The 23,118-nt window shown below is 68.4% G+C and carries 17 protein-coding genes and 1 pseudogene; 4 read left to right on the top strand and 14 right to left on the bottom strand.

Annotated elements, in window-relative coordinates; all coding sequences use genetic code 11:
• Positions 1–159 precede the first annotated feature (159 nt).
• From scpA to AC1DKV_RS10960, 9 genes are all read right to left on the bottom strand, one after another.
• Entirely contained in the window at positions 160–2,283 is a 2,124-nt protein-coding gene (scpA, locus tag AC1DKV_RS10920) for a methylmalonyl-CoA mutase (protein WP_441620254.1), read from the bottom strand.
• Positions 2,280–3,104, bottom strand: a complete 825-nt coding sequence (locus tag AC1DKV_RS10925; RefSeq protein WP_441620252.1) for a Pnap_2097 family protein — start codon at positions 3,102–3,104, stop codon at positions 2,280–2,282. The genes scpA and AC1DKV_RS10925 overlap by 4 nt, the downstream gene beginning before the upstream one ends.
• 1 nt (position 3,105) lies before the next feature.
• The gene (locus AC1DKV_RS10930) at positions 3,106–4,392 is read right to left on the bottom strand and encodes an MSMEG_0569 family flavin-dependent oxidoreductase (protein WP_441620251.1); all 1,287 of its coding nucleotides are present in this window, start codon (positions 4,390–4,392) and stop codon (positions 3,106–3,108) included.
• 99 nt (positions 4,393–4,491) lie between these two features.
• Entirely contained in the window at positions 4,492–4,779 is a 288-nt protein-coding gene (locus AC1DKV_RS10935; RefSeq protein ID WP_441620249.1) for an MSMEG_0570 family nitrogen starvation response protein, read from the bottom strand.
• Between the two features lie 9 nt (positions 4,780–4,788).
• Entirely contained in the window at positions 4,789–5,781 is a 993-nt protein-coding gene (locus tag AC1DKV_RS10940; protein ID WP_441620247.1) for a sll0787 family AIR synthase-like protein, read from the bottom strand.
• Positions 5,778–6,323: an MSMEG_0567/Sll0786 family nitrogen starvation N-acetyltransferase gene (locus AC1DKV_RS10945; RefSeq protein ID WP_441620245.1), complete on the bottom strand. Its 546-nt coding sequence runs from the start codon at positions 6,321–6,323 to the stop codon at positions 5,778–5,780. Before AC1DKV_RS10945 ends, AC1DKV_RS10940 begins: the two co-directional genes overlap by 4 nt.
• Positions 6,320–7,399, bottom strand: coding sequence for an MSMEG_0568 family radical SAM protein (locus AC1DKV_RS10950; protein ID WP_441620243.1), 1,080 nt, complete (start codon positions 7,397–7,399; stop codon positions 6,320–6,322). The genes AC1DKV_RS10945 and AC1DKV_RS10950 overlap by 4 nt, the downstream gene beginning before the upstream one ends.
• Positions 7,392–8,420 (bottom strand): Nit6803 family nitrilase, encoded by a 1,029-nt coding sequence (locus AC1DKV_RS10955; protein ID WP_441620241.1) that lies wholly within the window; start codon positions 8,418–8,420, stop codon positions 7,392–7,394. The genes AC1DKV_RS10950 and AC1DKV_RS10955 overlap by 8 nt, the downstream gene beginning before the upstream one ends.
• A 22-nt stretch (positions 8,421–8,442) precedes the next feature.
• On the bottom strand, positions 8,443–8,925 hold the full coding sequence (locus AC1DKV_RS10960) for an MSMEG_0572/Sll0783 family nitrogen starvation response protein (protein WP_441620239.1): 483 nt from the start codon (positions 8,923–8,925) through the stop codon (positions 8,443–8,445).
• A gap of 399 nt (positions 8,926–9,324) precedes the next feature.
• Here AC1DKV_RS10960 and AC1DKV_RS10965 point away from each other — a divergent pair, with 399 nt between their 5' ends.
• Both AC1DKV_RS10965 and AC1DKV_RS10970 read left to right on the top strand, forming a co-directional pair.
• Complete coding sequence (locus AC1DKV_RS10965; RefSeq protein ID WP_441620237.1) at positions 9,325–10,716, top strand: aminotransferase-like domain-containing protein; 1,392 nt, start codon at positions 9,325–9,327, stop codon at positions 10,714–10,716.
• Between the two features lie 62 nt (positions 10,717–10,778).
• Positions 10,779–13,154, top strand: coding sequence for a DNA polymerase II (locus tag AC1DKV_RS10970; RefSeq protein WP_441620235.1), 2,376 nt, complete (start codon positions 10,779–10,781; stop codon positions 13,152–13,154).
• 110 nt (positions 13,155–13,264) lie between these two features.
• On the opposite strand, the gene AC1DKV_RS10975 is transcribed toward AC1DKV_RS10970, so the two are convergent.
• The 4 genes from AC1DKV_RS10975 to AC1DKV_RS10990 form a co-directional block, all read right to left on the bottom strand.
• Positions 13,265–14,827 carry a DHA2 family efflux MFS transporter permease subunit gene (locus AC1DKV_RS10975; protein WP_441620233.1) on the bottom strand — a complete coding sequence of 521 codons (1,563 nt, stop codon included), beginning with the start codon at positions 14,825–14,827 and terminating at the stop codon, positions 13,265–13,267.
• Positions 14,828–14,972: 145 nt separating this feature from the next.
• Positions 14,973–16,292 carry an HlyD family secretion protein gene (locus AC1DKV_RS10980; protein WP_441620232.1) on the bottom strand — a complete coding sequence of 440 codons (1,320 nt, stop codon included), beginning with the start codon at positions 16,290–16,292 and terminating at the stop codon, positions 14,973–14,975.
• Positions 16,293–16,351: 59 nt separating this feature from the next.
• Complete coding sequence (locus AC1DKV_RS10985) at positions 16,352–17,842, bottom strand: efflux transporter outer membrane subunit (RefSeq protein WP_441620230.1); 1,491 nt, start codon at positions 17,840–17,842, stop codon at positions 16,352–16,354.
• A gap of 38 nt (positions 17,843–17,880) precedes the next feature.
• Positions 17,881–18,318, bottom strand: coding sequence for a MarR family winged helix-turn-helix transcriptional regulator (locus tag AC1DKV_RS10990; RefSeq protein ID WP_441649945.1), 438 nt, complete (start codon positions 18,316–18,318; stop codon positions 17,881–17,883).
• A 304-nt stretch (positions 18,319–18,622) separates the two neighbouring features.
• Between AC1DKV_RS10990 and AC1DKV_RS10995 the strand changes: the two genes are divergently transcribed.
• Positions 18,623–20,791, top strand: coding sequence for a TonB-dependent siderophore receptor (locus AC1DKV_RS10995; protein ID WP_441620226.1), 2,169 nt, complete (start codon positions 18,623–18,625; stop codon positions 20,789–20,791).
• Positions 20,792–20,874: 83 nt separating this feature from the next.
• Here AC1DKV_RS10995 and AC1DKV_RS11000 read toward each other — a convergent pair.
• Positions 20,875–21,423, bottom strand: a pseudogene (locus AC1DKV_RS11000) (methyl-accepting chemotaxis protein); the annotation flags it as partial.
• A 260-nt stretch (positions 21,424–21,683) separates the two neighbouring features.
• On the opposite strand from AC1DKV_RS11000, the gene AC1DKV_RS11005 reads away from it, so the two are divergent.
• Entirely contained in the window at positions 21,684–23,033 is a 1,350-nt protein-coding gene (locus AC1DKV_RS11005) for a hypothetical protein (RefSeq protein ID WP_441620224.1), read from the top strand.
• Positions 23,034–23,118 lie beyond the last annotated feature (85 nt).

Genomic DNA, 23,118 nt, shown 5'->3' on the forward strand with positions numbered 1-23,118 from the left:
ATTGCCTGGTTGCCGGCGTGGTACCTGGCCAGGGCATACCTGCATTCTGGGTCGCCCTGGCAGGCATGGCAATCGGGGACCGTCTGACACGTGGCGGTGCCGGGGCCACCCGTGTGCCCTGGAGCCGACCCGGGTCAGCGCGCCGGAAGGCGCAGCCTGTCAGGCAGTTGCATGCAGGGCACCCGGCCGCGCCGGATCTCTATGTGCGACGTCCTCCAGTACAACGGCGATCTGCCGGACGATGACGTCCATCGCGGTTCCCGGGCCGAACATGCGGCGCACGCCGAGTCCGAGCAGCATGCGCGCATCGCCGTCGGGCACGATGCCGCCGGCAAAAACGGGGGTTTGCAACTGCCTGGCCCGCAGCGCCTGCAGCAGGCGGGGCAGCAGCGCGAGATGCGCGCCGGCCAGCGTGGAAACGCCCACGGCGTCGAAGCTGCCGCGTGCCACTTCGGCGGCCACCTCTTCCGGCTGCTGGAAAAGCTGGCCGAGCGTGACCGAGAAGCCGGCGTCTGACAGCGCCGCGGCAACGGCCTTCGCGCCGCGGTCGTGCCCGTCCAGCCCCAGCTTGGCGACCAGGATGCGCGGCGCCCGGCCCAGCCGCGCGCCCAGCGCCCGCACCCGCGCGACGGCCTGCTCCCAGGCCGCATCCCCGGCGCGCGCGCCGCCATACTCGCCTTCGGCAAAGACGGGGCTGGCCCGGTGGCGCGGCCACGCCTGCTCCAGCGCGGCGGTGCATTCGCCCACCGTGGCGCGGCAGCGCATGGCGTCGACGCTGAGCGCGAGCAGGTTGCCGCCGCCGTCGCGGGCTGCCGCCGTGAGGGCGGACAAGGCGCGCTGCAGCGCCGCCGGATCGCGGCTTGCCCTCAGCGTGGCCAGGCGCTGCGCCTGCGCGCCCAGCACCGCGCGCCCGTCCACCGCGAAGCAGGCCGGCGCCTCATCCGGCGCCTCGAACTGGTTGACGCCGATGATGGCCTGATGGCCGGCATCGATGCGGGCCTGGGTGCGCGCGGCGCTGCGCGCGATCATGGCGTGCACCCAGCCGGATTCGAGCGCGGCGAGCACGCCGCCGCGCGCCCGGATCTGCGCCATCAGCGCGCGTGCCTGGTCGGCCACGTCGCGGGTCAGCGACTCCATCATGTAGGAGCCGGCCCACGGGTCGGCCACCTCGCACAGGCCCATCTCGCGCTGCAGGATGAGCTGGGTGTCGCGCGCCAGGCGCGCGGCGTCGGCGCCGGGCAGCGCCAGCGCTTCGTCATAGGCATTGGTATGCAGCGACTGCGTGCCGCCGAATACCGCCGCCATCGCCTCCACCGTGGTGCGCACCACATTGTTCTGCGGCTGGCGCGCGGTGAGCGACCAGCCCGAGGTCTGGCAGTGCATGCGCAGCGCGCCGGCGCGCGCACTGGTGCCGCCGGCGGCCTGGATGATCTCCCACCACAGCAGGCGCGCGGCGCGCAGCTTGGCGATCTCCAGGTAGAAGTCCTTGCCGACGCCGAAGAAGAAGCTCAGCGTGCCGCAGAATGCGTCCACGCCGATGCCGCGCTCGCGGATGGCCTCGACATAGGCCTGGCCATTGGCCAGCGTCAGCGCCAGTTCCAGCACCGGGTCGGCGCCGGCCTCCTGGAAGTGGTAGCCGGAGATCGACATGCCGTTGAAGCGCGGCACGTGCCGGGCCAGCCAGGCCACCACGTCACCGGCGATGCGCATGGACGGCGCCGGCCCGAAGATCCAGGCGTTGCGGACCATGTACTCCTTGAGGATGTCGTTCTGGATGGTGCCGCTCAGGCGCGCCAGCGGCACGCCGCTTTCTTCTCCGGCCACCAGGAAGGCAGCCAGCACGGGCAGCACCGCGCCGCTCATGGTCATCGAGACCGAGACGCGGTCCAGCGCAATGCCCTCGAACAGCCGCTTCATGTCTTCGACCGAATCGATCGCCACGCCGGCCATGCCGACATCGGCCTGCGCCAGCGGGTGGTCCGAGTCGTAGCCGCGGTGGGTGGGCAGGTCGAAGGCCACCGAGAGGCCCTGCGCGCCTTGTTCCAGCGCGGTGCGCAAGGCGAGGTTGGAGGCCGTGGCATCGGCGAAGCCGGCGTACTGGCGGACGGTCCACGGCTTGCCCGCGTACATCGTGCGGTGCACGCCGCGCACGAAGGGCGCCTCGCCGGGCGGGGTGCCGAGGTGGGCGATGCCGTCCAGGTCGGCGGCGGCATAGACGGCGCGCCGGGGCACGCCGTGGTCGCCGCCGGGCATGGCGAGGGTGGTGCTGTCCTGCGCTGTCATCTCGTTCTCCAGCGTTTGCGCGTGACCGCGTCGGCGATCTTCTCGCCATCGCTGGCGCGGCGGATCTCGCACCAGTGGGCGAGCCCGGCGGGGCCGCTCTGCACGGCGCTGAACGACAGCTCCAGCGCATCGCCCAGGTTGACGTTGCCGTGGAAGAACAGGTCGCGCTGCGATACCGCCGGCGGCTCGTCGAATCGTTGCCATTGCCATTCGGCGCGGTCGACGATGGCCTGGAAGCTGGCGAAGTAAAGCAGGTCGGCGCCGTTGAAGTCGGTGTACGGGCAGGGCAGGTACTCGGCCGTATGGCGCGCGGGCGCCGTGTCCTGCGCCAGCCCAAGGTGCGCGCCCCAGTCGGCGGCGCGGAAGCGTTTGGCCAGGCTTGCCATCTCGGTGGCCTGCGCCAGCGGCGCCTCGGCCGCGGGGCCGAAGGCGGCGCGCACCACCGAGCGGTTGTCGCGCTCGCGCTCGCGGCGGATGAAGGTGGACATCATCGATACCTCGGCGCGGCGCGCGTCGCCCGCCATGACGCGGTGCGTGCTGTGGTGGCGCGCGCCGGTCACGCGCTGGAGCCCGGTGTCGATGGCGAACGCCGCATGCTCGCCCATCGTCTCCAGCGCGGCCTCGCGCACGCGGATCGCCAGGAAGGCGGCGTAGGACTTGTGGCCGCCGGCGTCGCGGAACTCGGGCACGGGCTGCCCGGCCAGCGCCGCGAGGCCCTGCCAGTGCAGGTCCCCGCAGGTCTTCAGCAGCCAGTTTTCCGACAGGCCCGTGTACGACAGTTGCGGCATGCCCGCCACGTAGCGGGTGCGAGCGCGGTGCATGTCAGGCGGCCAGGGCTTCGCTGGCCAGCGAGGCGCGCACCTGGCCAGCCAGGTGCTCGGCATCGCGCGCGATGCCCGAGAAGCGGCCCGATCCCCAGGTATGGAGCCAGGGCAGGCCCAGGAAGTACAGGCCGGGCTGGGCGGTGACGCCGCGCACGTGGCCGGGGTAGCCGCGGCCGTTGAAGACCGGCGCTTCCAGCCAGCTGAAATCCGGGCGGAAGCCGATGCACCAGATGATGGTGCCGATGCCCGCGCTGGCCAGATCCAGCGCGGTACGCTCCGCGGCGGGCTGCCATACGGGCTCGTAGATGCTGGCCGGCGGCGCAGCGATGCCATGCTTCTCGATGTACTTGTCGATGCCGGCGTTGATGCGGTTGTAGGTGTCGTCGGCGTCCTGCAGGTTGGCCGCCAGGTCGGGCGCGAAGTGCAGCCTGCCGTCGCGGTAGTCCTGCAGCAGCCCGTACAGCTCCATGCCCTCGGTGGCGAACTTGCGCAGGTCGATGTCGCGGCCGCCGTCGCGCCCGGTCACATAGTGGTTGGTGTTGTCGCGCACGCCTTCGCGCAGCGGATGTTCCTGCACCGGCATGTCGTAGTACTGCATGTCGGCGAGCCAGTCCACTACGTCGCGGCCGCGGTAGAAGCGCGCGCAACGCGGTGCCTCGCCCACGGCCAGGTAAACATCGCGCCCCGCCAGGTGAAGGTCTTCGGCGATCTGCGCGCCCGACTGGCCCGAGCCCACCACCAGTACGCCGCCCGCGGGCAGCGCCTGCGGGCTGCGGTACTCGGACGACTGGATCTGGCGGATGCCGGCCGGCAGGCGCTCGGCCATGCGCGGCACGATGGGCGAGTGATAGCCGCCCGAGGCCACCACCACCTGGTCGGCGGTGAAGTCACCCTGCGAAGTCGAGACCTCGTAGCCGCCGCGCTCGCGCGGCCGGACGCGGCGCACCTCGGTGTGCTCCAGCACGGGGGCGTTCACCATGGCGATGAAGCCATCCAGGTAGGCGGTGATCTCGTCCTTCCTCATGAAGCCGTGGGGATCGTCGCCCTGGTAGGGGTAGCCGGGCAGGGCGCACTGCCAGTTGGGCGTGACCAGGCAGAAGGCGTCCCAGCGCTGCTTGCGCCAGGTGTGCGTGATGGTATTTTTTTCGATCACCAGGTGGTCGATGGCTGCCTGCTGCAGGTAGTAGCTCATGGACAGGCCCGCCTGGCCGCCCCCGACCACGATCACGCTGTAATGCTTTGCGGCGGCCCCGCTGGCCTGGCTTTGGCTGTGTGTGCTGGACATGATGGTTTTCCTTCTTGGCGTTCGGTGAGACGAAATCGGTGAGACGAAATCGATGAAATGAAATCGATGAAACGAAACTGCGGGTGCCGTATGTGGGGGCTATCGCCCGAAGCCGAGCACGCGCACGGTGGCGCCGGGCTGGGCCTGCCATCTGGCCGCGGTGGTCTCGATCTGGCCGAGCTGGTCCATGGCCGAGGAGCAGGCGTAGCCGTACCTGGCCATGACCCGCTCGGAGGCGCTGCCCAGGGCCTGCCGCGCGCGCGCCAGGAAGTCTTCCAGCGGATAGTCCTGCCCGGCGGCGAAGTACTCGGTGACGACGGAGGACGGCGAATAACAGGTAGCCTGGCTGTGGTCCGGCCATTGCACCCGGAAATGCGTGACTGGCATGGGTACTCCTTATGCGGTGAGCGGTTCCGCGTCGCGCGGAACGATGAAGGCGTCGCGGGCGAAGTCCCACAGCAAGGCGCGCTCGCCATGCCGCTTGACCTGCACCGTGCGCGAGGCGTCGATGGCGCCGATGTCCGCGCAGGCGATGCCGCGCGCGCCGAAGCGCGCGCTGACGGCCTGCACGTCCTGTTCGTCCACCGCCAGCAGGAAGCCATAGCTGGGGAAGGCCGTCAGCCAGCGCTGCATGTCCACGCCGGGCGGCATGGGAATGCGCGCCAGGTCGATGCTGGCGCCCACGCCGGAGCACTCCAGCAGCATCAGCGCCGTGCCGAGCGTGCCGGCCATGCTGATGTCCTTGGCGGCACCGCACAGGCCGTCCTCGGCCAGCGCGGGGAGGATCTCGAGATCGCCGCGCAGGCGTTGGGCCGGCGCCTCGGTGGAAGCGTTCCAGTAGGGATACGGCTCGACGAAGGCGCCGCGCAGGTCCACCGCCATCAGCAGGCGCTGGCCGGGACGCGCGGCGAAGCTCGACAGCAGGCGCGTGGCGCGGCCAAGGATGGCCACCGCGAGCTGGGCCTGGTCGCTGCGGGCATTGCTGTGTCCGCCGACGATCGGCACGCCATAGCGCGACGCCGCCGCGGCCATGCCCTTGAACACCTCGGCGGCGTCGGCCACGCCCTGGCTCCAGATCGCGTCGACCACGGCCAGCGGGCGCCCGCCCATGGCATAGACATCGCTGATATTGACCATGACCGCGCTGTAGCCGGCGAACCACGGCATGGTGCGGATAAAGTCGCTGACCATGCCTTCGATGGCGAACAGCAGATAGTCGTCGCCGTCGGCAATGGCGGCGCAGTCGTCGCCCACCGCCACGGCCTGTGCGAGGTCGCGCGCGCCGTTGGGCAGCGCGCTGCCCAGCGAGGAGAGCATGCCGGCGATATCGGTCTTGTGGCCGAAGCCGCGGCTGGCGCGCTGCGCCTGGACGAGTTCGTCGAGGGTCATCGTGCGGCCCTGCCTTCGGCGACGAAGCCTATGCGCGGCGTATGGCAGGGCGGATACATATTGAGGTCCGCCTGCATCAGGTGGTGCGGATGGCCCAGCAGCGTTTCCTCCGACAGCACGCTCCAGTGCAGGCGCCGGAACAGCGGCACGTTCTGGCTCTGCACGTGGGCCAGGAAGCGCTGGCAGCCCAGCGCGTTGGCACTGCTGACGGCCAGGCGGATCAGCGTGGCGCCGATCTTGCCGTGGCGGCGGAAGGCGGCGTCCACGGCCAGGCGCGAGCCGAACCACACGCCGGGCTCGCTCTCGTGGATGCGCACCGTGCCGACCACCTGGTCCGCCTGCCCGGGCCGGGACGCCACCGCTACCAGCAACTGGGCCACGTCATCGACGGCGTCGCGGTCGTCGCCGGCGAAGATGCCCTGCTCGTCGCAGAACACCGCCTGCCGCAGGCGGTAGGCCTGCTCGGCTTCCCAGGCTGCATCGGCCCAGCGCACGCGCAAGACGTCGGCGGCCGGCACTTCCACGCAGAGATCGGCTTTCATGCTGGCAATCCTTCGTAGGACGACAGCGACGAGCAGGCGCCGCACTTGCCGCAGCCGGCCTTGATGTCGGCCGAGCGCATGCCGGCCGCGCCGACCATCGCGCCCAGCGGCTGCAGCACCGACTTCATGAACTCGGGCGTGGGCGCGGGATGGTCTTCCAGCGGCGTGCCGGAGATCGGCACGAAGGGCACCACGAACGGGTAGACGCCGATGTCGAGCAGTTCGCGCGAGATCGACAGGATGGCCTCGGCGGTGTCGCCCAGGCCGGCCAGGATATAGGTGCTGACCTGGCCGCGCCCGAACACCGCTACCGCCGCCTTGAACGACTCCATGTAGCGGCTGATGGGCACCGAGGCCTTGCCCGGCATGATGCGCTCGCGCACGGCGGGCGTGACCACTTCGAGGTGCATGCCCAACGTGTCGATGCCGGCGGCGCGCATGCGGCCGAACCAGCGGTCGTCGTCGGGCGGCTCGCACTGCGCCTGGATCGGCAGGTCGACCGCGGCGCGGATGGCGAACGCGCTGTCGCACAGGATGCTGGCGCCGCGGTCCGGCGTGGGCGGCGTGCCGGTGGTCAGCACCATATGCTTGACGCCGTCGAGCAGCACGGCCGCGCGGGCCACCTCGGCCAGCTGCTCGGGGGTCTTGCGGGCGATGGTGCGCCCGGCCGCCAGCGATTGGCCGATCGAGCAGAACTTGCAGGTCTTGCGCCGGCTTTCATAGCGGATGCAGGTCTGCAGCACGGTGGTGGCCAGCACGTCGGCGCCGTGCAGCGTGGCGATGTGGGAGTAGGGGATGCCTTCCATGGTCTGCATCGCATAGAAGCGCGGCGCCTTCGGGAAGCTGATGCTGGCGATGGGGATGGTGCCGCGCGAGAGCTTCACCTCGCCCCGGGCATCCGGGGCGGAGGCCACGAACGGGGAGTCCCAGGCCGTGCTGGTATGCACCGGCACCATGATGGTCACGCCGTCGATGGTCACTGCCTTGTGGTCCGAAGGGCCCGCCCCGCCGCGGCGGCTGGCCGCGCCGGCACGGGGGTCTTCCAGGCGCATCCCGACAGATTGAAGCTCAGTCATCAACTGCCGGCTCGAGGCCGGCGTCGTCTCGCTGGAGTGCATGTTGGGTGCTCCCGTTGAAGTTGGCGAATGCGGTGCTCATGGCCGAAGCCATGGCCGAGGACGTGGCGGCCGGCCGGTCGTTGATGGCTAGGCTCAGCAGTTCGGGGCGCGCGTAGTGCCCCACCGAGTCCATCATGCGTTTGCGCTTGGTGATGAGCGACATGTCCAGGTCGGCGATCACCAGGCCTTCGCCTTCGCGCAGCGGCGTGGCGAGGTGCTGGCCTTCGGGCGAGATGATCGCGGTGTTGCAGCCGCCGCGCAGGGCCTTCTGCAGGCCCGGGTCGGTGGTCACCGAGGCAATCTGCTGCTCGGTCAGCCAGCCGGTGGCGTTGACCACGAAGCAGCCCGATTCCAGCGCGTGGTGGCGGATGGTGACCTCGATCTGCTCGGCGAAGACCGGGCCCACCAGCGAGCCGGGAAACTGGCTGCAATGGATTTCCTCGTGCTGGGTCATCAGCGCGTAGCGCGCCAGCGGGTTGTAGTGCTCCCAGCAGGCCAGCGCGCCCACGCGGCCGACGGCGGTGTCGGCGACCTTGAGACCGGCAGCGTCGCCCTGGCCCCAGATCATGCGTTCGTGGAAGGTTGGCGTGATCTTGCGGCGCTTGAGCACCAGGCGGCCATCGGCGTCGAAGATCAGCTGGGTGTTGTAGATGCTGCCGTGGTCGCGCTCGTTGACGCCGAGCACCACCACCATGCCGTGCCGGCGCGCGCGCTCGGCGACGGCGTGCGTGACCGGGCCGGGTACCACCACGGCTTGCTCGTACAGGCGCATGTGGTCGCTGCCGGACTGCACCGGCGGCCGCACGAAGGAGAAATACGGGTAATACGGCACGAAGGTCTCGGGGAAGACGATCAGTTGCACGCCTTCCAGGGCGGCCTTGTCGATCGCTTCGCAGACCTTGCCGAGCGTACCCTCGCCGTTCTCGAGGTCCGGGGAGATCTGGACCGCGGCCGCGCGCACGATGCGTTTCTGTGACATGGTGATACCCGCCTCTCTTTACTTAAACAGTCCAGGTGTCGACGATCAGTGCGTTCTCCTTGCGATGCAGGAGCCGGAGGTCGAGCACGTCGAGCGGGTTGATCGGGCGGATGCCTTCGATCAGCGAGGCTTCGCCGTGGCCGTACAGCGCTTGCAGCGCGAAGCGGCAGGCGTAGACCTTGCCGCCTTCGTCCATGAACTTGGTGAGCTGCTTGTTGAAGTTCAGGTGACCGGCGAAGGCTTCGTCGCCCAGCGTGGGGAAGCCGCGCTGCAGGCCGAGCGTGACGCCCGGGCCATACAGCAGGATCGAGGTCTCGAAGCCCTTGCGCTGCAGGCGGGTGGCCTGCAGCATGTTGACGAAGCCGATCGAGCCTTCGAAGGCCACGGTGTGGAAGGTGACCAGCGCCTTCTCGCCCCGCTCGGCTTTTACGTCCTCGAAGACCTTCTCTTCGTAGTCGACCAGGAAATCGCCCTTCTGGTGGGCCGGTTTGTTCACTGCGGGCATGTTTTGCTCCAATTCGTTGGTGGTTCAGTCGATCAAGCGATCCGTCGATCGATCGATCGGCCGGGGGGCCGACGTGGAGACTTGTGCAACCGGTATGCCATCCGCGCGGTCCAGCCATGCGATCAATCCGCGATCTGGCAGGCGCCGCCGGATTGATCGCATCGGTGATCGGCAACGCGGCGGCCGCGCAAGGTACTGCCGGCACCACTCGGGGCCGGGCGCGCGGCGCCGCAGGGATGCACCGGGTGGCGGCTTTGCGGCAATCGCGTGCGCTCAATCGGTGCAATCAGGCTCATTCGCGCACCATCATGTTGCGTATCCGGGTGCAATCAATATTGCATGGTGAATGCGATCACTTGTGCTAGCCTGAATGGCTGAATCCATATCGCGGAGTCCGTCTTGTCTGGCCTGACGAACCATTGGGAAAAGCGCATCGCGGAGAGCGCGAAGCCGGCCTATCTGATGATCCCGGAGCTGATCGAGGAGGCGCTTGCCAGCGGCCGCCTGCAGGCGCGGGACCGGTTGCCGGCCTTGCGCGACCTGGCCGACGCGCTGAAGCTCAACTACACCACCGTGGCGCGCGGCTACAACGAGGCGCGCAAGCGCGGCCTGATCGACACCAAGGCCGGCAGCGGCACCTATGTGCGCGGGCGCGCGCCGGCGCTGCCGCTGCGCGCGGGCACGGGCGCCGAGATGACGATGAACATGCCGCCGGAGCCGGCGGCGCTGGCCGCGCGGCTGCGCGAATCGATGACGCGCCTGATGGGGGCCACCGATCCCTATGCGCTGCTGCGCTACCAGGACTTCGGCGGCACGCCGGCCGACCGTGCGGTGGCGACCGGCTGGCTGCGCCGGCTGGTGCCGGCATGCAGCGCGGAGACCGTGCTGATCGCCCCCGGCATCCATAGCGCGCTGGTGGCGTTGCTGTCGCAGTTGTCGCGCCCCGGCCAGGCCATCTGCCTGGACACGCTGGCCTATCCCGGCATCAAGGCCATCGCCGCGCAACTCGGGGTGCAGCTGCTGGCCTTGCCCGGCGACGAAGAGGGGCCGCTCGCGCCGGCCTTCGAGGCGCTGTGCAAGGCGCAGAAACCCGCCGCGTTCTACTGCAATCCCACCTTGCAGAATCCGAGCACGAGGACGATCCCGCAGGGCCGGCGCGAGATCCTGGCCGATATCGCGCTGCGCTACAGCGTGCCGATCATCGAGGACGATGCCTACGGCATGCTGCCGCAGAGCGTGCCCGATGCATTCGCCACCCTGGCACCGGAGCTCACCTACTACGTGACCGGGCTGTCGAAATGCTTCGGCGCGGGCCTGCGCATCGCCTTCATCCACGGCCCCAGCGCCCGCCAGACCCAGCGGCTGGCCGGCACCTTGCGCGCCACCACGGTGATGGCCAGTCCGTTCAATACCCTGCTGGCCACGGCCTGGATCAAGGACGGCACGGTGGACGACATGCTCAAGGCGATCCGCGCCGAGAGCGTGGCGCGCCAGGCGATCGCGCAGCGGGTGCTGGCGGGCCGCCCCTTCGACGCCGATCCGAGCGGCTTTCACCTGTGGCTGCCGATTCCCGGCGAAAGCGTATGGAGCCCGTCGGAGCTGGCACTGCACTTGCGCTCCCGGAGCATTGGCGCGGTGTCCAGCGCCGCGTTCTCGACCGACGGCAATCCGCCGGAAGCCGTGCGCATCTGCCTCGGCGGGCCGAGCGACCGCGACGAAGTGGAAGAGTCGCTGCAGATCGTCGCCGAGACGCTGGACGATCCCCATCACCTGCATTCGGCCATGCTCTAGGCCGGCGGGCCGGTAGAATAGCCGGTGGCCGCAAAGGCAGGGCTTTCCAAGGCAGCAGCAGGGTGGATCAACTACATCAGGGTTTTCTTCTGACCCGGCACTGGCGCGACACCGCGGCGGGCACCGAGGTCGAGTTCTGGCTCGCGACGGACGACGGGCCGCGCCATATCCGTCTCGCCCCGCAGCAGTCCGTGGCCTTCATCCCGGCCGAGCACGGCGAGCGCGCAGCACTGGTCCTGCGCGGCGAGCGCGGCGCCGAACTGAAACCCCTGCCGCTGACCGACTTCCACCAGCGCCCGGTGCTGGGCCTGTATTGCCCGCAATACCGCCAGCTCGGCAAGCTGGAAAAGCAGCTGCGCGAATACGGCATCGATGTCTACGAAGCCGATATCCGCCCCCCCGACCGCTACCTGATGGAGCGCTTCATCAATGCGCCGGTGTGGTTCGGCGGCGAAGCCAACGCGGCCGATCCGCGCGGGCCGCTGCTCAACGCCCAGATGAAGCCCGCGCCGGCTTACCGCCCGCGCCTGAAGCTGGTTTCGCTCGATATCGAGACCACCGCCCACGGCGAGCTGTATTCGATTGCGCTCGAAGGCTGCGGCCAGCGCCAGGTCTACATGCTCGGGCCGCCCAACGGCGATGCAAGCGGCATCGACTTCGACCTCGACTACTGCGCCAGCCATGCCGACATGCTGGAGAAGCTCAACCAGTGGCTGGAACGGCACGATCCCGATGCCATCATCGGCTGGAACGTGGTGCAGTTCGACCTGCGCGTGCTGCAAAAGCATGCGGAGCGCTACCGCATACCGCTGCGCTTCGGCCGCGGCGGCGGCCTGCTGGAATGGCGCGAGCACGGCTTCAAGCAGGAGCATTTCTTTGCCTCCGCCGCCGGCCGGCTGATCATCGACGGCATCGAATCGCTGCGCTCGGCTACCTGGAACTTCCCCTCGTTCAGCCTCGAGAACGTGGCGCAGACGCTGCTCGGCGAGGGCAAGTCCATCGACAACCCATACCAGCGCATGGCCGAGATCGACCGCCGCTTTGCCGAGGACAAGCCCGCACTGGCGCGCTACAACCTGAAGGACTGCGAACTGGTCACGCGCATCTTCGCCAAGACCGAGTTGCTGCATTTCCTGCTGGAGCGCGCCGCGGTCACGGGGCTGGCCGCGGACCGCAGCGGCGGCTCGGTGGCGGCATTCTGCCACCTGTACATGCCGCTGATGCACCGGCAGGGCTATGTCGCGCCGAACCTGGGGGACGTGCCGGAGGCGGCCAGCCCCGGTGGTTTTGTCATGGACTCGCGGCCGGGGCTCTATGACTCGGTGGTGGTGCTGGACTACAAGAGCCTGTATCCGTCCATCATCCGCACCTTCCTGATCGATCCCGTAGGGCTGGTGGAAGGCATGCTGCATCCCGATGATGCCGATTCGGTGCCGGGCTTCCGCGGCGGGCGCTTCTCGCGCAGCAAGCACAGCCTGCCGGCCATCGTCAGCCAGATCTGGCAGGAGCGCGAAGCGGCCAAGCGCCAGCGCAACCAGCCGCTGTCGCAGGCGCTCAAGATCATCATGAATGCCTTCTACGGCGTGCTGGGCTCGAGCGTCTGCCGCTTCTTCGACCCGCGCCTGGCCTCGTCGATCACCATGCGCGGCCACGAGATCATGCACCGCACGCGCGAGCTGATCGAGGCCAGGGGCTATGAGGTCATCTACGGCGATACCGACTCCACCTTCGTCTGGCTGAAGCACCCGCACTCGGAGCAGGATGCCCGCCGGCTCGGGCTCGCGCTGGTGGAATACGTGAACCAATGGTGGCGCGATCACCTGCGGCAGTCCTATGGACTGGAAAGCGCGCTGGAGCTGGAGTTCGATACCCACTACCTGCGTTTCCTGATGCCCACCGTGCGCGGCGCGGAGCAAGGCAGCAAGAAGCGCTATGCGGGGCTCGTCGCCGGCGCGGATGGCAAAGACGAAATGGTCTTCAAGGGCCTGGAAACCGTGCGCACCGACTGGACGCCGCTGGCCCAGCAGTTCCAGCAGGAGCTATACCAGCGCGTGTTCAAGAAGCAACCCTTTCGCGAGTACGTGCGGGACTACGTGGCGCGCACGCTCGGCGGCGAGTTCGACGATCTGCTGGTCTACCGCAAGCGCCTGCGGCGCCCGCTGGAGGAGTACCAGCGCAACGTGCCGCCGCACGTGCGCGCCGCGCGCATCGCCGACGAATTCAATCAGCGCGAGGGGCGCCCGCTGCAATACCAGAACGGCGGCTGGATCAGCTACGTGATGACCACCACGGGGCCCGAGCCGCTGGAAACGCGGCGCGGCGCGCTCGACTACGCGCACTACCTGGAGCGCCAGCTGCAGCCGGTGGCGGATGCCATCCTGCCGTTCCTGGAAGAGGATTTCTCCAGGCTGGTGACGGGGCAACGGGATTTGTTCTGACGTTCTGACGAGGGGTTGCGCAGGGAAAGCGGGAAAGCGGGAACGCCTCCCGGCGGGAGGCGCAAGCTTGCTGGCCACGGCGCGACCGCGCCGTGGCGCGCTCGGGTGCTTCAGTGCGCGGCAGCCGCCGCTTCCGACACCGCGCCCTTCACCGGCTTGGTCAGCCAGATCAGCGGCACGATCAGCACGAAGATCACGCCCGAGATCCAGAAGATGTCGTTCAGGCCGAGCATGATCGCTTGCGTGTTGAGGCTGCGCTCGAAGTAGGCCACCGCCTGCGCCGGGCTGAAATGCAGCGTGGCCTGGATCGATTCGAGCGCGGCGTTGTAGAGCGGGTTGGTCGGGCTGGCCTGCTCGGCAAGCTGGCTGTGGTGCAGGATGCTGCGGCTGTTCCATGCGGTGCTGGCAATCGACGTGCCTGCCGCGCCGGCAAACACGCGGGCGAAGTTGGACAGGCCTGCCGCGGCGGGAATCTTCTCCGGGGCCAGCCCCGAGAGGATGATCGCGGTCAGTGGCACGAAGAACAGCCCGGTCGGTATGCCTTGCAGCAAGGTCGGCAGGACCAGCGTCCAGGTATCCACGCCAGTGGTGTATTGCGAACGCATGAAGAACACCCCGGCAAAGCCAAGGAATGCCATGGTGCCCAGCACGCGCAGGTCGATCTTGGGCAAGAGCTTGCCGAGCACGGGCGTGAGCAGCACGGCGAAGATACCGAGCGGCGCGGTCACCATGCCGGCGTTCACGGCCGGATAGTTCAGGTATTGCTGCATCCATTGCGGCAGCAGCACCAGGTTGGCGAAGAACAGGGCGTAGGCCACCGAGATGGCGACCGTGCCGCCGAGGAAGTTGCGGCCCTTGAACAGGCGCAGGTCGATGATGGGGTTCTTCTCGGTCAGCTCCCAGATCACGAAGAAGGCGAAGCCAAGCGCCGCCACCACGGCCAGGATGACGATCACCGGCGAGCTGAACCAGTCCAGGTCCTTGCCCTTGTCGAGCATGATCTGCAGCGCGGCCACCCACACGATCAGCGAGCCCAGGCCGACCACGTCGATGGGCAGCTTGCGCGGGGGGGTCTCGCGCTCGCGGTAGATGGCCCATGTCACGGCGGCTGCGAACAGGCCGACCGGGATGTTGATGTAGAAGATCCACGACCACGAGTAGCTGTCCGTCATCCAGCCGCCCAGCGCGGGGCCGGCGATCGGGCCCACGGTGGCGGTCATGGCCCACAGCGCGAGCGCGGTCGCGCTCTTTTCCTTCGGATACGAGCCGAGCAGGATGGCCTGCGAGAGCGGGATCAGCGGACCGGCCACGGCGCCCTGGAGAATACGCGCGGCCAGCAGCACAGGCAGGTTGGGGGCGATGCCGCACAGCCACGACGACAGCACGAACAACAGGATGGCGCCGACGAACAGGCGGATCTGGCCGATGCGCTGCGTCAGCCAGCCGGTCAGCGGAATCGACACCGCGTTGGCGGCGGCGAACAGCGTGATGACCCAGGTGCCCTCGTCGATCGAGACGCCCAGGTTGCCGGAGATGGTCGGGATGGCCACGTTGGCGATCGACGAATCGAGCACGTTCATGAAGGTGGCCAGCGCCACGGCGAAGGTTGCCAGCGCGAGCTTGCCGCCGGTGAGCGGCGGTGGCGGGGCGAGTGGTCGGGATTGGGCTTGCATGGTGCGCTCCGGCGAGGTTTCGCTTGTTTGGTCGCGTATTCAGGTCGCTTGGGATGCCGGCCGGGGAGGGCCGCGGGAAGGGTCGCTGTCCCGCGCCCTGCCGGCATCGCCTGATAAGTCAGATATTTGGACGAAAAAGAACGCTTCAGGCGCCCGCGCCTTGCTTTCCCGCGCGCGCTGCCTGCACCGGTGCGCTGGCCTGCGGCTTGGGCGCTTGCGCGGCCCGGGCGACCTGCGCGCCCTGGCCCTGGCTATTGCTGTTGTGCGCGACGATGCGTGCGATCTCGTCGTCGGCTTCCGCGCCGTAGCGCTCGAACACATTGGTCTTGTAGGTGGTGCGGTAGGCGTTGGCGGCGTCGGCCACCGGCGCCAGGTGCGAGCCGCCGGCGTTGCGCGTGTTCACGTCCACCTGCATCGACAGGCCGATCTGCAGGGGGTGCGCGCGCAGCTCAGCCGCATCGAGCTGGACGCGTACCGGCAGGCGCTGCACGACCTTGATCCAGTTGCCGGTGGCGTTCTGCGCGGGCAGGGCGGAGAACGCGCTGCCGGTGCCGGCGGAGAAGCCCACCACGCGGCCGTGATAGGTCACGCTGCTGCCGTAGAGATCGGCATGCAGCTCCACCGGCTGCCCGATGCGGATGTTCTTGAGCTGCACTTCCTTGAAGTTGGCGTCGATCCACACGCCGTCCAGCGGCACGATGGCCATCAGCGGGTTGCCCGGGGCCACGCGCTGGCCGACCTGCACCGAGCGGCGCGCCACGTAGCCGGTCACGGGCGCCGGCAGGCTGTTGCGGGCATTGGCGAGGTAGGCGTCGCGCACCTTGGCGGCGGCGGCCTGCACGCTGGGGTGGTCGGGCACGGTGGCCTGGTCGGTCAGCGCGTGGTTCGATGCCAGTTGCTGGCGCGCAGTCTCGAGCGCGGCCTCGGCGGTCTTGACGGCATCGCGGGCGTGCGCCACGTCTTCGGCGGCGACGGCGCCGGTCTCGCTGACTTCGGTGCGGCGGCGCAGGTCGTCGCGGGCGCGCGCCAGGTCGGCCTGGCGCTGGGCGATGGTGGCTTCGAGCACGCTGTTGTTGACATAGAGCGCGCTGACCTGGCGCACGGTCTGCCCGAGCATGGCTTCGGCATTGGCCAGCGCCACCCTGGCATCGGCCGCGTCGAGGTTCACCAGCGGCTCGCCCGCCTTGACGATCTGCGTGTCGTCGGCGTTGACCGCGATCACCGTGCCGGTCACCTGCGGCGTGATCTGCACCAGGTTGCCGTTGACGTAGGCGTCGTCGGTGTCTTCATGGAAACGGGCTTCGGTGTAGTAGTACGTGCCCCAGCCGGCGGCGGCCAGCGCGGTGACCAGGCCCAGCAGGGCGAGGGCGCGCTTGCGCTTGCCTGGTGCCGGGCTGGCGGCCTGCGCAACGGCTTGCGGGTTGTTCGGTTGAGCAGCTTGTTCGGTTTGGTTCTGGGTAGTCATGGCAGTACCTGTATGCGGGAAACTGGCGATTGGCGGTTAGCGTTATTGCGATGGCTGGCTCAGCGGATCAGGGCCGCCTGCTTGATGGAATCCGAGGTGTCGGTGTAGCCGCCGCCGAGCGCCGCGGCCAGCGCGATCTGGCGGTCGCGGCGGGTCATGCGCAGGTTGGCGACTGCCTGGGCACTGGCCAGCGCGTTGGTCTGGGCGTTCAGTACGGTCAGTTGCGTGGTCAGGCCGGCCTTGTACTGGGCCATGGCCAGGGTCAGCGCGCGGCGGGCGGCTTCGTCGCTGCGCACGGCGCCCGCGATCTGTACGTCGATGGCGCGGATGTCCGACAGCTGCGTGGCCACGTCGGACAGCGCGTTGATCAGCGTCTCGTTGTAGTTGGCGACAGCGAAGTCGAACTCCGCATAGCGGCCCTTGAGCTGGGCGCGCAGCGCGCCGCCGTCGAAGATCGGCAGGTGGATGGCCGGGCCGGCCGAAGCGGTGCGGCTGGCGGCGCGCAGGAAGTGGCCGAAGCCGAAGGCGTCCAGGCCGATGGCGGCCGACAGGTTGATGTCGGGGTAGAACTCGGCCTTGGCCACCTTCACGTCATGCGTGGTGGCGTCCACGCGCCAGCGCGCGGCCACGATGTCCGGGCGGCGCGAGACCAGGTCGGCGGGCAGGTTGTCGGGCAGGCGCACTTCCTCGCCGGTGCCCAGGCTGGGGCGGGCGATGGCCAGGCCGCGGTCCGGGCCCTTGCCGAGCAGCGCGCCGAGCTGGTAGCGGGTGCGCTGGATATTGCCTTCGAGCGCGGAGACGGCGACTTCGCTGGTGGCCAGGTTGGCTTCGGCGGTGCGCTTCTCCACTTCGGTTTCCAGGCCCATCGTCACGCGGCCGCTGGTCACGCGCAGCACGGCGGCGCGCTGGGTGACTTCGTCGCGGGCAATATCGGCCAGCGCATAGAGGCGGGCCAGCTCGTTGTAGGCGCGCGCGATAGCCGAGCTGAGCGTCAGCTTGACCTGCTCGGATTCGGCCTCGGTGGCATGTACGGCGGAGACCGACGACTTCAGCGCTTCGCGGTTCTTGCCCCACAGGTCCAGCTCGAACGTGGCGCCCAGCATGGCCTTGTTTTCCGATTGCCAGGAGCCGGCGAAGGGGGGCGGCGTCATGGCGTTTTCCGAGAAGCGCTGGCGGGTCCACGAATATCCGGCGCCCACCTGCGGCAGCGTATTGGCGTTGGCGCCTTCGCTGGCCGCCACGGCGGCGGCCAGGCGGGCCCTGGCCTTCTCGAGCGACGGGCTGCCTTCCAGCGCTTCGGCCACCAGGGCCTTGAGCTGCGCGTCGCCGAACTGGTCGGCCCAGTCGGCCGACGGCCAGCGGCCTTGCTCGGCAGGGATGCTCTGGGTGCTGGCGTAGGCCTTGGTATCGGCGATCTGCTTGTCGCTATGAATGCCCGCGTAGTTGGCGCACCCGGCAAGAACGGCCACCATCAGCGCGGAGAGGGCAAGGCCGGCGGGGCGAACGAAGCGGCTGACGCTGCGAGCCGGCTGCATCTTCTGATTGTTCATTTTCTGACCTATCAGTTAATTAAGCGAAAAAAAAAGGTTCAGGCGCTCGCGAATTTCACAAGCAGCCGGCTGAATTCGGCGAATTCATCCGGGGAAAAGGCGGTGAGCCGTGCATTGAGCACTTGCGGCGCGATTTCGGAAACCTGCTCGGTGATCGCGCGACCCTTGTCGGTCAGCACCAGGTTGACCACGCGACGGTCGCTCACGCTGCGGCTGCGTTTCAGCAGGCCCTCGTTCTCCAGCTTGTCCAGCATGCGCGTCATCAGGCCGGTGTCCACGCCGAGCCGCTTGCACAGTTCGAACGGGGTGGACGCACTGCCGCGGAGCATCGACAGCAGGATGCCCATGTGCTGGCTGCTGATGCCCAGTTCCTTCAGCGCTGCATCCAGTTCTTCCATCAGGCTGTTGCGGGCACGATTGAGGAAGAACCCGACGCTGTAGGTCAGCGGGAAGTTTTCCTTCGAGTAGTGGTCCACGATGTGCTCCTCGTCTTGGTTGATGCAACAGTAGCTGACAGGTCAGATAAATACAAGCGGAATTTGTGGAAAGTCAGCGAATACCGGTGGCGGGCTCGCCGGGACGACCATTTTATGCCTGTTACGCCACTCTGATGGTGGCTTGCCTGCACCTGTCTGCTTCGTATTCACCGCGCCTGTTGCGATAGCCAGCAATTTTGGGCATTATCCGAGACCTCTAAAACGAAATGCAAATCAATCGCATTTGCGTTTGCGTTGTATCCAATTGTTCACTTCGCTTGTTCACTTCGCTTTCCAGGACCCAATGACCGTTCACCTCGGCCCCGCTGCGCGCCGGAACCCTGCTGCGCCTCAAGCCCGCCAACTTGCCTCACTGGCCAGGATGGCGGTCCTGTTCGGATTCCCGCTCTGTGGCGCGGCGCTGGCGCAGCAGGCCGCGCCAGCCACCGAGCAGGCACTACCCGCCGTGACCGTCAGCGCGGGCGCCATGGCGGACGCCGGCCAGCAGCTCGAGAAGAAGGTTGGCAGCGGCGCGCTGGGTAACCGCGCGCAGATCGATACGCCGTACTCCACCACCATCGTCAGCGGCGAAGACCTGGCCGACCGCCAGGTCACCAAGCTTGGCGACGTGTTCGCCGTGGATGCGTCGGTCTCCGACAACAGCAACGCCAACAATAGCTGGGCCAGCTACCTGACCGTGCGCGGGCTGCAGCTCGACTGGCAGAACGGCTACAAGATCAACGGCATGCCGTATGTGGGATACGGCATCACGCTGCCATACGAGCAACTGGAGCAGGTCGAACTGCTCAAGGGTTTGTCCGGCTTCATGTACGGCTTCGCCAATCCGGGCGGCACGGTCAACTACGTGACCAAGCGCCCGACCGACACCTTCACCGGCAGCCTGGAGCTGGGCTACCGCAGCGCCCACGTCTGGACCGAGCACCTGGACCTCGGCGGGCGTGCGGGGCCGGACCAGATGTTCGGCTACCGCCTGAATGTCACGCACGAGGAGGGCAAGCCATCCAACGCGGTCGGCCTCAAGCGCGATTCCGTCTCGCTGGGGCTGGATGCCCGCCTGACGCGGGACCTGACCTGGACCTTCGACGGCATCTACCAGGACCGCCGCACCTTCGGCCAGACGCCGACCTTCGCCACGTATTCGTACACCGGCACTTCGCTGCCGGGCGTGGTGAGCGGCCGCGGCGGCCTGTTCGCCGGCCCGGACCAGCACCTGTTCACCAACCTGCAGCTGTACAGCACCGGCTTGCGCTACAACATCAACCCGGACTGGACCGTCAGCACCAGCTACAGCTTCAGCAAGGTCTCGCGCAGCCGCAACGAGACCTCCTTCGTGCTCGCCAACGTGAACGGCGACTACGAGGACTTCCGCTACGACGGCACGCAGGGGCATCAGTTCAGCCAGTGGACGACCATGGTCGAGGGCAAGTTCGCCACCGGTCCGTTGCGCCACCAGCTGGTGGCAGGCACGGCGTGGCAGGAGCAGATCGACCGCTACAGCACCGGCTCTGACGTGTACTTCTCGCTCGGCTCCGGCAACCTGGCGCTGCCCAACACGCGTACCTACTACTCGCAGGGTGGCTTCAGCCAGTACCGCGCCAGCGATATCTCGCAAATGGCGCTGTTCGTGAGCGACACCATCGAGCTGACCGAGAAATGGTCCGTGCTCGGCGGCGTGCGCTACACCAACTACGAGCAGAACGGCTATGCGCGCGGCGGGGCCACCACCTCGAGCTACAGCAAGAACGGTGTTGTCACGCCGACCGTCGCCCTGATGTACAAGCCGCTGCGGAGCACCACGCTGTACGCCAGCTACGTGGAGTCGCTCGAAGGCGGCACCACCGTGGACACCATCTACGCCAACGCCGGCGCGCAGCTCAAGCCGATCCGCAGCAAGCAGTACGAACTGGGCGCCAAGACCGACCAGGGCAGCTGGACCGGCACCGCCGCGCTGTTCCGCATCGAACGCGGCGCGCAGTACGCCAACAGCGACAACGTGTTCGTGCAGGACGGCTTGTCGATCTACCAGGGCGCGGAGCTGGCCAGCGCCGCGCGCGTGGGGCAGTTCGAACTGGGCGGCAGCGCCATGTACCTGGATAGCTGGTACGCGCGCGGCGCCGATTTCAACGGCAACCGCGTGGCCGGGGCGCCGAACTTCGTGCTGGCGGCGCGGCTGGCGTACTACGTGCCGTTCGTGCCGGGCCTGCGCGTGGGCATCGACGGCAAGTACACCGGCACCACCAAGCTGCGCCCGGCCGGCGACATCACGCTGGCCGGCTATACCGTGTTCAACCTCGGTGCCAGCTACGTCACCCGCGTGGCCGGCAAGGAGCTGACCTTGCGCGCGGCCGTCAACAACCTGACCAACAAGCGCTACTGGGGCTTCCAGTACGCCGACTACATCCAGCCGGCGGATCCGCGCAGTGTCAGCGTGAGCGCCAGGCTGGCGTTCTGACCCGCATCGGAAGCGGGCTGGCCGCCACGCGCAGGCGTCCAGCCGGCTGAACCACCGATGCCGGCCGGCCCTGGGGCAGGCAACTAGGCGACCTGGAAGCGCCCGGCCGCCTGTATCAGGCCGCGGGCCTGGTCCTGCAGCGAGCCGGCCGCCGCGGCCGCTTGCTCGACCAGGGCAGCGTTTTGCTGCGTCACGTGGTCCATCTGGCTCACGGCCTCGTTGATCTGTTCGATGCCGGCCGCCTGCTCGTGCGTGGCGGCGGTGACTTCGGCCATGATGTCGGTCACGCGCCTGACGCTGTCGACCACATCGTCCATGGTGCGGCCCGTCTGCGCCAACAGGTCGTTGCCGATCGCCACCTTCGAGGCCGAGTCGTCGATCAGCACCTTGATTTCCTTGGCGGCGGAGCCCGAGCGCTGGGCCAGGCTGCGTACCTCTTCGGCCACCACCGCGAAGCCCCGGCCTTGCTCGCCGGCGCGGGCTGCCTCGACCGCGGCGTTCAACGCCAGGATGTTGGTCTGGAAGGCGATGCCTTCGATCACGCCGATGATCTCCACGATCTTGCCCGACGATTCGCTGATGGTGCCCATGGTATCCACCACACGGGATACCAGCGAGCTGCCGCGCCCCGCCTACCTTATCGGATCATCGGTAGCGCCACTTCCCCCCCGCTGAAGTGGGGTTCAGCCGCGGTGCATGCGGCCGTGCGATGACGGCCGGGAAGGGGGCCGGGCCGGGTTTGCCTGCCGTGCTGCCTGGCTCCGCGGCTCCGTTCGGTGGCGCACGGAACCTGACCATGCCAGCCAACAGACTTCCCGCTGGAGGCCGGCACCGGGCATCCCCCGTCCGGTCGTGAGTTCCCGCTCGCGATGTCATCCAGGAGAGACGCGCCATGCCAGCTTCCTCGTCCGTTCTACGTCGCGTCGTACCAGCGATGCTTGTGTGGCTGGGCTTCGCGGGCGGCGCGCAGGCCTACGAGATGGACTTCCACTACGGCCTGACCTACTGGCTGGCGGGGCAGGCAGGCTTTGACGGCGGCGACAGCCGCCTGATCGCAGCCGGAGACGAGCGAAGCGATACGGGCATGCTCGATGCGGTCCATGCGATGCTCTACTCGCTGTGCGTGCGTCACGACCAGACGGCCAGCGCGCTGACCCGCGAACTGCACTTCCGCTCCCAGCACCCGCCGCCGGCCGAGCCGGCAAACCGGGTGGTCGATGCCAGGCAGCCATTCGCCGCGATCGCGGTCGAAGCCGTCACCGGCGAGCATGGCAGCGAGGCCGGCGACCGGCTCACGCGCCTGGGACAGGCGCTGCACGGCTGGCAGGACAGCTTCTCGCACGGCGGCGAGCCCTCGACAGGGCCGTGCGACAGGCTGCTGATGTGGGCGCATCCGGCTGCCAAGGGCGGCGCGCTCTCCCACGACGCCGACCTCACATACAAGTACCCGGACCAGTGCCGTAGCGCTGCCCGCGCTACCTTCGAGCGTCTGCTGGCATACCGCCGCGCACAGCGCCTGCCGAAGGGCAAAGCCACCTGGGACCGGCTGGAACCGCGGGTCGACGTGTTCTGCCATGCCGCGACCAAGGCCGACAAGGCCGGGTGGCTGAAGGGCGAGGGCGTGCCGGATCCGGATGCCATCGTGCGCGGCCTGTCCTTGAACGATGGTGGCGAGCCGCAGGAAGGTCCCGCCTTTTACCGCGGCGCCCGCGTCCCGCTGGCCGAACCGCGCGCGGTCACGCAGCTCGACGCCTCGGTCAATGCGCTGGCCGAGCAAGCCGCGCGCCAGGCCCGCGCGGAGGTGGACAAGGACGAAGCGCAATGGGTCGAGCGCTTCATGCAAGCCTGGCTGACCACCTCGGTGGCGGAGCTGGGGCCGGTGCTCTCGCCGTTCTTTGGTGCCGGCGCCAAGATGAGCGCCGAAAGCCCCCCGATCCGCGCGCTCGCGCGGCTGCGCCTGCGCGATCGCGGGCTGGCGAACGATCCCGGCTTGAAGCGCCAGGCCGATGGCGGCGGAAGTCCGGTGTACGTCACTGCATCACCGGCAGACTGGCGCAGCCTGCTTGTCAGGCCACGCAGCGGCGAGCAGGCGATATTCGTCGCCCACGCCGCGGGCCGCGATTCTCCGCTGGTGGCGATCGCCGTCCTCGAGCATGCACCCTACGATGTGCTGATGCTCTGGGCCGCGCGCGACGGCGCTTCGCTGATCGTCAAGCAGCTGGAGGTGTTCCCGACGCACTGAGGGAATCCGTTTGCCTGCGGTGTGTCGCCAGGGGACAGACCGGAGAATGACCTGCGAAAGGCCGGCGTTGCGCCAGGGCAGGGCG

This window comes from Cupriavidus sp. 05T41, from assembly GCF_056396525.1.

Excerpts from the sequence above, each read along its gene's own strand:
- scpA (WP_441620254.1), bottom strand. The coding sequence starts at position 2,283 with ATGACAGCGCAGGACAGCACCACCCTCGCCATGCCCGGCGGCGACCAC.
- AC1DKV_RS10925 (WP_441620252.1), bottom strand. The coding sequence starts at position 3,104 with ATGCACCGCGCTCGCACCCGCTACGTGGCGGGCATGCCGCAACTGTCG.
- AC1DKV_RS10930 (WP_441620251.1), bottom strand. The coding sequence starts at position 4,392 with ATGTCCAGCACACACAGCCAAAGCCAGGCCAGCGGGGCCGCCGCAAAG.
- AC1DKV_RS10935 (WP_441620249.1), bottom strand. The coding sequence starts at position 4,779 with ATGCCAGTCACGCATTTCCGGGTGCAATGGCCGGACCACAGCCAGGCT.
- AC1DKV_RS10940 (WP_441620247.1), bottom strand. The coding sequence starts at position 5,781 with ATGACCCTCGACGAACTCGTCCAGGCGCAGCGCGCCAGCCGCGGCTTC.
- AC1DKV_RS10945 (WP_441620245.1), bottom strand. The coding sequence starts at position 6,323 with ATGAAAGCCGATCTCTGCGTGGAAGTGCCGGCCGCCGACGTCTTGCGC.
- AC1DKV_RS10950 (WP_441620243.1), bottom strand. The coding sequence starts at position 7,399 with ATGACTGAGCTTCAATCTGTCGGGATGCGCCTGGAAGACCCCCGTGCC.
- AC1DKV_RS10955 (WP_441620241.1), bottom strand. The coding sequence starts at position 8,420 with ATGTCACAGAAACGCATCGTGCGCGCGGCCGCGGTCCAGATCTCCCCG.
- AC1DKV_RS10960 (WP_441620239.1), bottom strand. The coding sequence starts at position 8,925 with ATGCCCGCAGTGAACAAACCGGCCCACCAGAAGGGCGATTTCCTGGTC.
- AC1DKV_RS10975 (WP_441620233.1), bottom strand. The coding sequence starts at position 14,827 with ATGCAAGCCCAATCCCGACCACTCGCCCCGCCACCGCCGCTCACCGGC.
- AC1DKV_RS10980 (WP_441620232.1), bottom strand. The coding sequence starts at position 16,292 with ATGACTACCCAGAACCAAACCGAACAAGCTGCTCAACCGAACAACCCG.
- AC1DKV_RS10985 (WP_441620230.1), bottom strand. The coding sequence starts at position 17,842 with ATGAACAATCAGAAGATGCAGCCGGCTCGCAGCGTCAGCCGCTTCGTT.
- AC1DKV_RS10995 (WP_441620226.1), top strand. The coding sequence starts at position 18,623 with ATGACCGTTCACCTCGGCCCCGCTGCGCGCCGGAACCCTGCTGCGCCT.
- AC1DKV_RS11005 (WP_441620224.1), top strand. The coding sequence starts at position 21,684 with ATGCCAGCTTCCTCGTCCGTTCTACGTCGCGTCGTACCAGCGATGCTT.